Genomic DNA, 12,015 nt, shown 5'->3' on the forward strand with positions numbered 1-12,015 from the left:
TGGGCGTGCGGCTCAGCTGGCGTCCGACGGGTCCAGGCGGTAGATCGTGGACTGGTCGGTGGTGGAGGAAGAGCTCGAAGTCTTGCTGTACGCGCTCTCCTTCACCTTCGTCCCGTGCTTCTTCACCCAGGCCGTCACCTGGGACGACACGCTGTTGGTGGCGCCTCCGGGGCCGCCGCCCATCATGCCGCCGCCGAGCTGGATGTAGTGCAGTTCGCCCTTCTTCACCAGCTCTTCGAGCCTGGCGACGGTCATCGCCTTGTCCGTGCCGGTGAAGCCCCACATGGAGATGACCGGTACCCTCGCGCTCAGCTCGATCTGGGCCGCGCTCTGCGAGTTGGAGACCGCGAGCAGCCAGGTGGCGCCGTCCCGGTGCTTCTTCAGGTACGCGATCAGTTCGCTGTTCGCGCCTCCGGAGCCGCCGCCCATCATGCCGCCGCGCATGCCCGCTCCCATACGGCCGCTCGTGCTTCCCGAGCCGCCGTTCGGGGCGCCGGTGCCGCCCGGGGCCGTCGTACCGCCCGATGTGCCCTGGCCGCCGGGGAGTTCACCGTTCTGGCCGCCGCCCGGGAAGCCACCGGCCTGTCCGCCGCCCGGCATCTCCCCGCCGGGGGCGCCACCGGGCGCGCCGCTCGCCGATCCGCCGGGCGCGGTTCCGCCGCCGGGCATGCCGCCGCCCGCCTCGGCGTTCCCGCCGCCCTGGGCGTCGTTCTGGCGCGGCAGCTCACCGCCGGGGAAGCCGCCCCCGCCAGGGCCGCCGCCGAAGCCGCCGCCCGTCGAGGGGCCGGCCGTCGGGTTCGTCCCGCCCATGCCGCCAACCGAACCGGACGGCACCGACCAGGCGTACGCCGCCGGGCCCGCGAGCGCCGCGACCACCGCCGCCGCGACAGAGGCCGCCAGCAGCCGTACCCGGCCCCCGGAGCGGAGGACCAGCAGGCCGGCGATCGCCGCCGCCATGACCACACCGACGGTCGGCCACAGCCAGGTGTGCCAGCCGGACGCCCGGCGCAGCAGCACGATCGACCAGGCGGCCGTTACGGCGAGGCCCGCCGGCAGCACCCACGTCCAGCGCTTGTCGGTGCGGAACGCGCGCAGCAGCATGACGCCGCCGCCTCCGCACAGCGCCGCGATGCCGGGAGCCAGGGCGGTCGTGTAGTACGGGTGCATCGTGCCCTCGGCGGTCGCGAAGGTGACGTAGTGCAGGACCGTCCAGCCGCCCCAGAGGATGAGCGCGGCCCGGGTGAGGTCGGTGCGCGGGGCGCGGCCGCACAGGATCAGGCCGGCGGCCAACGCCACGGCGGAGAAGGGGAGCAGCCAGGAGATCTGGCCGCCGAGGATGTCGTTGAACATCCGGCCGAGACCCGCCGAGCCGGAGAAGCCGCCTCCGCCGCCCCCGCCCCCGCCGTTGCCCTCGCCGCCGAAGATCCGGCCGAGGCCGTTGTAGCCCGTGATCAGGTTCCAGGCGGTGCCGTCCGTGGATCCGCCGATGTACGGCCGCTCGGAGGCGGGGACCAGGGACACGGCGATCGCCCACCAGAAGCTGGAGACCGCCAGGACCAGGCCCGCGATCAGCAGGTTCACCATCCGCTGCACGAGCTTCGGGCGTGCCGCGAGCAGGTAGACCGCGCAGACGGCGGGCACCGCGATGTACCCCGCCAGCATCTTCGTGTTGAAGGCGAGGCCGAAGCACACCGCTGAGCCGAGCAGCGGCAGCAGCCGGCCGTTCGTCACCGCGCGCAGGGCCGGCGCCGCGCCGCCGACCATCAGCAGGACGAGGATCGTGTCGGGGTTGTTGTCCCGGTTGATGGCGACCGTGATCGGGGTCAGCGCGAGGACCAGGGCGGCCACCGCGGCCGCCGCATGGCCGAACGCCCGCTTCACGGACGAGTGCAGGATCCAGATCGTGGCGAGCCCGGCCGCGACCTCCGGCAGCATCATCTGCCAGGTGCCGAAGCCGAAGATCCGGCACGACAGGCTCATGACCATGTTGGCGAACGGCGGTTTGTCGACGGTGAGGAAGTTCCCGGCGTCGAGCGAGCCGAAGAACCACGCCTTCCAGCTCTGTGTGCCGCTGTAGATGGCCGCGCTGTAGAAGCTGTTGAGGCCGGAGCCGGAGAGATTCCAGGTGTACAGCACCGCGGCCAGCAGCAGGATCGCGAGCAGCGCGGGCGGTGACCAGCGGGGCGCGCGCTCCGGCGGTACGGTGTCCGGCGCCGCCGGAGGCGGGGTAGCGGTCGTCGTGTGGGGGAGGGGATGGGTGGCGGATGTCACCACTGCACCATGCAGAGCGGCGATGGGCGCGCGCTGTGGTGCACCTGGGGGGAAGCTGTGGGTCGGTGAGAGTCAGGCAAGGAGCTGGGAGAACCTGTCGCGGAATACGGCGATCTGAGCGTCGTAGCCCGCCTTGTGCTCGACCAGTGCCCGGTTGGCCATGGGGCCTGGCGGCACGATTCCCTCTTCCAGGAAGTCCGGTATCGACCGGAGTGCTGCGGCTGCGACTTTCCAGTGCTCACCGCCCCGTTTGCGAGCCTTCGTCAGGATCCTGTACAAGTCCCCGTTCACCTCGTCCATGCGTCCTTGTGGGTGGTGTTTCCGGGCGTAACCGTCCGGGGTGAGCAGCTCGTTGTCCTCCCCGGCGGCGAACCGCAGCACCGTCAGCGCCGCGAACAGCCGCCCCGACCGTACGTATCCGCTTTCCTTCTTCTCCGGCATGAGCGAATCATTGCCACGTGCCGGGCCTCTCGAACTCCCTCCGCCGGAACAGGCGTACAACTTTCGGCCAGTCTGGTGCGTCAACTGGTGCATGAATCCCCGGACATCAAGGCGTGCCGGCACGCTTGCCGCCGCCCTGCTCATACCGGCGGTCACCGCCGTCACCGCCGTCACCCCCGCCGCCGCGGCCACGCCCACCGTCAGCTGTACGTCCGCCAAGGCGGGCCTTGCCGCCAAGCTGCAGAAGGACATCACGGCCGCCCTCACCAACCGCAGAAGCACCGTGGCGCTGGGCCTGTACGACCGCAGTACCAGCACCACCTGCACCCTGCGCGCCACCAGCTCCTACGACTCGGCCAGCACCGTCAAGGTCACCGTGCTCGCCACGCTGCTGTGGGACGCCAAGAAGCACAACCGCCATCTGACCGACCGTGAGGTCACGCTCACCAGGGCCATGATCACCCGGTCGGACAACGACGCGACGACCGCGCTGTGGAAGCAGCTCGGCCTCACCAAGATCAAGGGCTTCCTCGCCGCCGCCGGGATGACGAAGACCGTGCCCGGAGCGAACGGCTACTGGGGACTGACCCAGGAGAACGTCACCGACGAGCAGAAGCTGCTCAAGCTCGTCACCGCGAAGAACAGCGTGCTGAGCGACAACTCCCGCGCCTACATCCTGAAGCTGATGGGCGAGGTCATCTCCGCGCAGCGCTGGGGCACCCCGGCGGGCGCGCCGTCCACGGTCTCCGTGCACGTCAAGAACGGCTGGCTGCAGCGCGCCACGCACGGCTGGCGGGTGCACAGCCTCGGCACCTTCAACGGCGCCGGCCACGACTACATGATCTCGGTGCTGACGCAGGACAACAGCACCATGGACTACGGCGTCACGACCATCCAGAACGTCGCCAAGGTCATCCACAAGGACCTCGTGCCGACCACCTCCGCGACCGCGCTCTACGCCCCGACCAGCCGGCCCAGCGAGGCCCTGGTCCCGGTGCCGCCGCAGGGCTGACCCGCGAAAGCCGGTTCACGAGCCGGTCTCGCGCAGGACACCCGCCCGGCCTACGGTGACGGGCATGCGCCTGAGAACCGTACTCGCCGCCCTGACCGCCGGCCTGGCGGCGGCCACCTCCCTGACCGCCGCCGGGCCCGCAAGCGCCGACACGACGAGTGACAACGCCTGTTCGCCCACCGTCTCCATCGACCGCTTCTCCGACGCGCTCGACAAGACGACGTACGACGGCACCTTCGTCGGCAACTTCTCCGCGCTCGCGGTGGACCGGGACGGCTCCCTGGCCGCCCTGGAGGACCGTTCCTCCCTCTTCAGCCTGGCCCCGCGGACCCTCCAGCCCAGGTCCGCCGTCCACCTCGCCGACGAGAAGGGCGCCGACCTCGACTCCGAGGGCCTGGTCATCGACAGGGACGGCACCCGCCTCGTCACCTCCGAGACCGAGCCGTCCGTCCGCCGCTACTCCCGCGACGGCCGCATCCTCGACCGGCTCCCGGTCCCCTCCTCCCTCCTGGTCGCCCCGGCCGGCCGCGCCACCGCCAACCAGACCTTCGAGGGCCTGACCCTGCTGCCCGGCGGCCACACCCTGCTGGCCTCGATGGAGGACGCGATCTCGGGCGACTCCACAGGGATCGTCCGCTTCCAGACCTGGCAGCGCACAAAGGGCGGCCACTTCCGCCTCTCCGCCCAGTACGCCTACCGCACCGACGCCGGCCTCGGCGTCCCCGAGGTCCAGGCCACGCCCGACGGCGGCCTCCTCGTCCTGGAACGCGGCTTCACCTCCGGGGTCGGCAACACCGTCCGCCTCTACCTGGCCGACCTCCGCCACGCGACCGACACCCGCGGCATCGAGAACCTGACCGGACAGCCGTCCGTCCACCTGATCAAGAAGACCCTGCTGACGGACATCGCCACCTGCCCGTCGCTGGGCGCCACGGCCAGGCAGCCCCAGCCCAATCCCCTGCTGGACAACATCGAGGGCATGACGATCACCGGCCGTGACCGTGCCGGCCGCCTGCGGGTACTGCTGGTGAGCGACGACAACCAGAACCCGGCCCAGACGACCCGTTTCTATTACCTCCGGGTACGGGTCTGAGCTTCCCCTTCGTTTTGTTGCGGAGGGATGAAATCCGCACACCTGCGCGTTGGTGCCTTCCGGTAGAGCAGGTCGACAGGAAGGCACCCGCGTGTCACCGCAACGGGGATGGGCAAGACGACTCGCGAGCTACGCCTGGCGATACCCCAAGGACGTGATCCTCGCCCTCGGCTCCTCCCTCGCCGGCATGGCCGTCATGGCCGTCGTGCCGCTGATCACCAAGGTGATCATCGACGACGTGATCGGGAACCACACCCGCTCCATGGCTCCCTGGGCCGGCGCCCTGATCGGCGCGGCCCTGCTCGTCTACGCCCTCACCTACATCCGCCGCTACTACGGCGGCCGTCTCGCCCTCGACGTCCAGCACGACCTGCGGACCGAGATGTACGGCACGATCACCCGCCTCGACGGGCGCCGCCAGGACGAGCTGTCCACGGGCCAGGTCGTCGGCCGGGCCACCAGCGACCTGCAGCTGATCCAGGGCCTGCTCTTCATGCTCCCGATGACCATCGGGAACGTCCTGCTCTTCCTGATGTCCCTGGTGATCATGGCCTGGCTGTCGCTGCCGCTGACCCTGGTCGCCCTCGCCGTCGCGCCCGCGCTCGGCTGGATCGCCAAGCGCAGCCGCAGCAAGCTCCACCCCGCCACCTGGTACGCCCAGGCCCAGGCCGCCGCCGTGGCGGGCGTGGTCGACGGCGCCGTCAGCGGCGTACGCGTGGTGAAGGGCTTCGGGCAGGAGGAGCAGGAGACCGGCAAGCTCCGGGAGGTCGGGCGCAGGCTGTTCGCGGGGCGGCTGCGCACGATCCGGCTGAACAGCAAGTACACCCCCGCTCTCCAAGCGGTCCCCGCCCTCGGCCAGGTCGTCATGCTCGCCCTCGGCGGCTGGCTGGCCGTGCGCGGGCACATCACGCTCGGCACCTTCGTCGCCTTCTCCAGCTACCTCGCCCAGCTGGTCGGCCCGGTCCGGATGCTCGCGATGGTCCTCACCGTCGGCCAGCAGGCCCGCGCCGGCACCGAGCGCGTGCTGGAGCTGATCGACACCGAGCCGACGCTCCGGGAGGGCACCAGGACCCTCCCGGCCGACGCGCCCGCGACCGTCGAGTTCGACGACGTGTCCTTCGGCTACGGCAGCGGGGCCAAGGTCCTCGACGGGCTGAGCTTCGAGATCCGGCCCGGCGAGACCCTCGCCGTCGTCGGCTCCTCCGGCTCCGGCAAGTCCACCCTCTCCCTGCTCCTGCCGCGCTTCTACGACGTCACCCACGGCGCGGTCCTGATCGGCGGCCACGATGTCCGTGAGCTCACCCTGGACAGCCTGCGGGCCGCGATCGGGCTCGTCCCGGAGGACTCCTTCCTCTTCTCGGACACCGTGCGCAACAACATCGCGTACGGCCGCCCGGACGCCACCCAGGAGGAGATCGAGGCCGCCGCCCGCGCCGCCCAGGCGGACCGTTTCATCGCCGAGCTCCCCGAGGGCTACGACACCAAGGTCGGCGAGCAGGGCCTGACTCTCTCCGGCGGCCAGCGCCAGCGCGTCGCACTCGCCCGCGCCCTGCTCACCGACCCGCGGCTGCTCGTCCTCGACGACGCCACCTCCGCCGTCGACGCCCGCGTGGAACACGAGATCCACGAAGCCCTCAAGCACGTCATGGAGGGCCGTACCACCCTGCTCATCGCGCACCGCCGCTCCACCCTCAACCTCGCCGACCGCATCGCCGTCCTGGACTGCGGCCGGCTCGCCGACCTCGGCACGCACGAGGAACTCCAGGAGCGGTCCGCCCTCTACCGCCGGCTGCTCACCGACCCGGACGAGCTGGGCGGGGTCTCCCCGGGCCACGCCGAGCCCGCCCTGCCCCAGGAGGACACCTCCGTCCGCGAGGAGCTGGACGCGGAGTTCGACGCCGAGCGGGGGGTCACCCCCCGGCTGTGGACCGGCGACCGCACGCCCAAGGACCAGGCGCTCTCCGGCACCCCCGCCACCCCCGAACTCCTCGCCCAGGTGGAGGCGCTGCCCCCGGCCATCGACACCCCCGGCATCGACGAGGCCCGGGCGGTCCTCCCGGAGGACTCCTACGGCCTGCGCCGCCTGCTCCACGGCTTCGGCCTGCCCCTGCTGCTCAGCCTGCTGCTGGTCGCCACGGACGCGGGCGCGGGCCTGCTGCTGCCGGTGCTGATCCGGCACGGCATCGACGCGGGCGTGACGAAGATGGCCCTCGGCGCGGTCTGGGCGGCCTCCCTGCTGGGCCTGGTCACCGTGCTCGTCCAGTGGGCGGCGCAGATCGGCGAGACCCGGATGACCGGCCGTACCGGCGAGCGGGTGCTGTACACGCTGCGGCTGAAGATCTTCGCCCAGCTCCAGCGGCTCGGGCTCGACTACTACGAGCGCGAGCTGACCGGCCGGATCATGACCCGGATGACGACGGACGTCGACGCCCTGTCCACCTTCCTCCAGACGGGGCTGGTGACGGCGTTCGTCTCGGTCGTCACCTTCTTCGGCATCATGGGCGTCCTGCTGGTGATCGACCTCCGGCTCGCGCTCGTCGTCTTCGCCACCCTGCCCCCGCTGATCGTCGCGACCTTCTTCTTCCGCCGAGCGAGCGTGAAGGCGTACGAACTCGCCCGGGAACGCGTCTCGGTGGTCAACGCCGACCTGCAGGAGTCCGTCGCCGGCCTGCGGATCGTGCAGGCCTTCCGGCGCGAGCGGGACGGCGGGCGGCGGTTCGCCGAGCGCAGCGACAGCTACCGGCACGCCCGCATCCGCGGCCAGTGGCTGATCTCCGTCTACTTCCCGTTCGTGCAGCTGCTGTCGTCGGTGGCGGCGGCAAGCGTGCTGATCGCGGGCGCGCACCGGATCGAGGCGGCGACCCTGACGACCGGCGCCCTGGTCGCCTATCTCCTCTACATCGACCTGTTCTTCGCGCCGGTCCAGCAGCTGTCCCAGGTCTTCGACGGCTACCAGCAGGCCACCGTCTCCCTGGGCCGCATCCAGGAGCTGCTGCGCGAGCCGACGTCCACGAGGTCGGCGGACGAGCCCCGGGAAGTGCGGTCCCTGCGGGGCGACATCGCCTTCGAGGACGTGCACTTCGCGTACGGTGACGACGAAGAGGCGCTCACCGGCATCGAGTTGACGATTCCCGCCGGGCAGACGGTGGCCTTCGTCGGCGAGACGGGCGCCGGCAAGTCGACCCTCGTCAAGCTGGCCGCGCGGTTCTACGACCCCACAGCGGGGCGGGTCACGGTCGACGGCACGGATCTGCGCGCCCTGGACCTGACGTCGTACCGGCACCGGCTCGGGGTCGTCCCGCAGGAGGCGTACCTGTTCCCCGGCACGATCCGGGACGCCATCGCCTACGGCCGACCGGAGGCCACCGACGCCGAGGTCGAGGCGGCGGCGCGGGCGGTCGGCGCGCACGAGATGATCGCCACGCTGGAGGGCGGCTATCTGCACGAGGTCGCCGAGCGCGGCCGCAACCTCTCGGCGGGCCAGCGCCAGCTGATCGCACTGGCCCGGGCCGAACTGGTCGACCCGGACATCCTGTTGCTGGACGAGGCCACGGCCGCTCTGGACCTGGCCACCGAGGCCCAGGTCAACCAGGCCACCGACCGCCTGGCGGGCCGCCGCACGACACTGGTGGTCGCCCACCGGCTGACCACGGCGGCACGCGCCGACCGGGTGGTGGTGATGGACCACGGCCGGGTCGCGGAGGACGGCACCCACGACGAACTCCTCGCCCGCGACGGCCGGTACGCCGAACTGTGGCGCACCTTCGTCGGCCGCCCCGAACCGGAGGAGCCGGTCACCGCGTCCCGCTGACGGTCGTGCAACCATCCGGCATACGTCGTGCGTCCGTACATCAGTACGGCCGCAAGATGAGACACGACCGTGGTACGGGGAGGACGACAGTGGACATTGGTGCGATACGCCGACGTCTGGCGCTCGGTACGGCCTTGCTGGCGGCGAGCGGGACGCTCGCCCTCGTGACGTCAGGCACCGCCCAGGCGAGCACGGTCGGCGGCTGCGCCGGGAACGAGGTGCGGGCCCTGCCGTTCAGCAGCGGGGTCACCCATGTCTACAAGAGCGACGGGTACGTCTGCGCCGTCACCGTGGCCCGGCATCCCGGCCCCGCCCAGACGATGTCCGTCAGCGTCCAGGCCCGTGGCAACCGCCCGGTCGTCGACGAGGGCACCTACCGGCACCACGCGGGGCCGGTGACGGTCCACGCCGGCCACCGCTGCGTGTGGGTCAAGGGCGCGGTGGGGCCGCATGGTTCGGTCAGCTCCGGCTGGATCCTCTGCTGACGGCAAGCCGGCCGCTCGGCTCGCTTCGCGGGGAACCGCCCCGTATCGCCGCTCGTCCAACGCGCGGGTTGCCGGACGAGTCTTCCGTGCCGTGGTGTCGGCCCCTCGCGACTGACCGCGAACGCCGACCCACCCTCTTCGCCGCGGCACGGCCGGCCGCCCGCCGCCACCGGCGCGCCCCCCTCCCTTGCGCCGGTGGCGGCCCCTTCGCGGTTACCGTGCATTCCCTTGACGGAAAGAAACTTCCTGGATATTGGTGACTCCTCGGAAGTTTCCTTCAGCGGTTCTCCTCCGGAAGGAGCGCACGTGCCCGACACCAGCACGGGAAGCGACAACAGCACGGGAAGCACCGGAGGCACCGCAAGGCCCTCCAGACGCGCCGTCCTCGCCGCGACCGCGGGCCTCACCGCCGCGCTGACCGTGCCGACGGCCGCCCGCGCCGCCACGCCCGGCGACGACCGCCGGCTGCGCGCCCTGATCTCCCGGATGACGCTTCAGGAGAAGGTCGGCCAGCTCTTCGTGATGCGGGTCTACGGCCACTCCGCGACCGCCCCCGACCAGGCCGACATCGACGCCAACCTCAACGAGATCGGCGTCCGCACGGCCGCCGAGCTGATCGCCGAGTACCGCGTCGGCGGGATCATCTACTTCGCCTGGGCCCACAACACCCGCGACCCGCACCAGATCGCCGACCTCTCCGACGGCATCCAGCAGGCCTCCCTGTCCCAGCCGCGCGGCCTGCCGGTGCTCATCGCCACCGACCAGGAGCACGGCGCGGTCTGCCGGGTCGGCAAGCCCGCCACCCTCTTCCCGGGTGCCATGGCGATCGGCGCCGGCGGCTCCCACGCGGACGCGCACACCCTCGGCCGGATCTCCGGCGCCGAACTGCGCGCGATGGGCATCAACCAGGACTACTCCCCGGACGCCGACGTCAACGTCAACCCGGCCAACCCGGTCATCGGCGTACGGTCCTTCGGCGCCGCCCCGGACGCCGTCGGCGCGCTGGTGGCCGCCGAGGTGAGGGGCTATCAGGCCGCCCGGGTCGCGGCGACCGCCAAACACTTCCCCGGGCACGGCGACACCGCCACCGACAGCCACACCGGCTTCCCGGTCATCACCCACAGCCGCGAGTTGTGGGAGAAGCTGGACGCCGTACCCTTCCGGGCCGCGATCGCCGCGGACATCGACTCGATCATGACCGCGCACATCCAGTTCCCGGCCCTCGACGACTCCGGCGACCCGGCCACCCTCTCCCACCCGATCCTCACCGGCATCCTGCGCGGCGAACTCGGCTACGACGGGGTCGTGATCACCGACTCCCTCGGCATGGAGGGCGTGCGCACCAAGTACGGCGACGACCGGGTGCCGGTGCTCGCGCTGAAGGCCGGCGTGGACCAGCTGCTCAACCCGCCGTCCCTCGACCTGGCCTGGAACGCCGTACTGAAGGCCGTCCAGAACGGCGAGCTGACCGAGTCCCGCCTGGACGAATCGATCCTGCGTATCCTGCGCCTGAAGGCCCGGCTCGGCCTCTTCGACGACCGGCGCGGCGGCCGGACGGATCTCCGCGGGGTCGGTACCGAGGCGCACCTGGCCGCCGCCGACAGGATCGCCGAAGGCACCACGACCCTCCTGGTCAACGAGGACCACGTCCTTCCCTTCTCCCCGCGCACCGAGCCTCGCCTCCTGGTCGTGGGTGCGGACCCGGCCTCCCCCTCCGGCACCACCGGCCCGCCCACCCGCGTGCTGGCCGCCGCCCTCACCGAGCTGGGCTTCACCACCACGGCCCTGTCCACCGGCACCGCACCCTCCGCCGCGACCATCGCCCAGGCGGTCACGGCCGCGCAGAACACGGACGCGGTGGTCGTCGCGACCTACAACGTGACGGCGGGCAACGCCCAGAGCACCCTGGTGGAACAGCTGCTGTCCACGGGGAAGCCACTGGCCGCACTGGCCGTCCGCAACCCCTACGACGTGGCCCAGTACCCCTCCGTCAAGGCCGCGTTGGCTTCCTACGGCTGGACGGACGTCGAAGTGCGCGCCGCCGCCCGGGTGATCGCCGGACGCGTGCCCCCGCGCGGCAAGCTGCCGGTGCCGGTGCAGCGGGCCGACGACCCCACGCAGGTGCTGTACCCGATCGGGTACGGACTGACGTACTAGCCGTACGCCACACACCGGGCGCAATACCCCCAACTGGGGGAAACCCTCCCGCATGCCTGGCGTGGCCGCGCCGCCAAGGGCCACGCTGGACCGGGGTGTCAGGGGGGATGGCCATGCGTGGGAAAGGTGCCGTGAGGGCCGCGTGCCTCGCGTTCCTGCTACCGGCCGCGCTGCTGTCCGGCTGCCGGGGCACGCCGGGTACCCCCGTCGGTGACGCCCGCCCCACGCCGGCCGCGAGCGGCGGCTACGGCGCCGAGTTCCTCGCGGTCGGCGAGTGCAGTTCCTTCGGCACGACCGGCTTCACCGAGGTGCCCTGCGCGAGCGAGCGGGCGGTGGCCAGGGTCGTCGCCCGCTACGACGGCGCCTCCGCCGACGGCCCCCTGTGCCCGGCGACCACCGATTTCGTGCTGCACATCAGCGCCCGGTCCGCGACCGCCGACGAGGACGGCGACGGCGCGGTCCCCCAGGGCTACGCCTGCATGCGCAACCTGGAGCCCCCGCACCCGGGCGACCCCGGCGGCGGGGGCGGCCCCCGCACGATCCCCGGCGACTGCGTGTACGACTCCGGCAAGGGCCAGGTCCGCGAGACGGCGTGCGACGGCTCGGGCCGCCGGAAACCCGCCTACCGGATCACGAAGGCCGTCCCCGACCGGGTGGACTGCCCGGCGTCGACGGCTTTGTACGTCCAACTGGGCGGGAGCAGGCCGGTGGGCTGTGCGCGGCGGCTGTGAAGGAAGGGGAGCCG

General features: G+C 71.9%; 8 protein-coding genes. 6 read left to right on the forward strand and 2 right to left on the reverse strand.

The genetic code is table 11. The features are described from left to right. Window positions 1-12: 12 nt before the first annotated feature. A complete protein-coding gene (locus tag ACZ5NH_RS32775) occupies window positions 13-2,271 on the reverse strand; it encodes a glycosyltransferase family 39 protein (protein WP_468780421.1) in 2,259 nt (752 codons plus the stop codon). Window positions 2,272-2,343: 72 nt separating this feature from the next. Beyond that, the gene (locus ACZ5NH_RS32780) at window positions 2,344-2,712 is read right to left on the reverse strand and encodes a hypothetical protein (RefSeq protein WP_468780423.1); all 369 of its coding nucleotides are present in this window, start codon (window positions 2,710-2,712) and stop codon (window positions 2,344-2,346) included. A gap of 91 nt (window positions 2,713-2,803) precedes the next feature. Here ACZ5NH_RS32780 and ACZ5NH_RS32785 point away from each other — a divergent pair, with 91 nt between their 5' ends. The 6 genes from ACZ5NH_RS32785 (at window position 2,804) to ACZ5NH_RS32810 (ending at window position 12,001) form a co-directional block, all read left to right on the forward strand. Continuing rightward, window positions 2,804-3,724, forward strand: a complete 921-nt coding sequence (locus ACZ5NH_RS32785; RefSeq protein WP_468780425.1) for a serine hydrolase — start codon at window positions 2,804-2,806, stop codon at window positions 3,722-3,724. A gap of 64 nt (window positions 3,725-3,788) precedes the next feature. Then, complete coding sequence (locus tag ACZ5NH_RS32790; protein WP_468780427.1) at window positions 3,789-4,817, forward strand: esterase-like activity of phytase family protein; 1,029 nt, start codon at window positions 3,789-3,791, stop codon at window positions 4,815-4,817. Window positions 4,818-4,908: 91 nt separating this feature from the next. Beyond that, window positions 4,909-8,628, forward strand: coding sequence for an ABC transporter ATP-binding protein (locus tag ACZ5NH_RS32795; protein ID WP_468780429.1), 3,720 nt, complete (start codon window positions 4,909-4,911; stop codon window positions 8,626-8,628). A gap of 89 nt (window positions 8,629-8,717) precedes the next feature. Continuing rightward, window positions 8,718-9,113 carry a hypothetical protein gene (locus tag ACZ5NH_RS32800; protein ID WP_451552008.1) on the forward strand — a complete coding sequence of 132 codons (396 nt, stop codon included), beginning with the start codon at window positions 8,718-8,720 and terminating at the stop codon, window positions 9,111-9,113. A gap of 306 nt (window positions 9,114-9,419) precedes the next feature. Continuing rightward, window positions 9,420-11,270, forward strand: a complete 1,851-nt coding sequence (locus ACZ5NH_RS32805; protein ID WP_468780431.1) for a glycoside hydrolase family 3 protein — start codon at window positions 9,420-9,422, stop codon at window positions 11,268-11,270. 131 nt (window positions 11,271-11,401) lie between these two features. Beyond that, the gene (locus tag ACZ5NH_RS32810; RefSeq protein ID WP_388627632.1) at window positions 11,402-12,001 is read left to right on the forward strand and encodes a hypothetical protein; all 600 of its coding nucleotides are present in this window, start codon (window positions 11,402-11,404) and stop codon (window positions 11,999-12,001) included. Window positions 12,002-12,015 lie beyond the last annotated feature (14 nt).

It is taken from the genome of Streptomyces sp. NPDC031426, assembly GCF_055581585.1.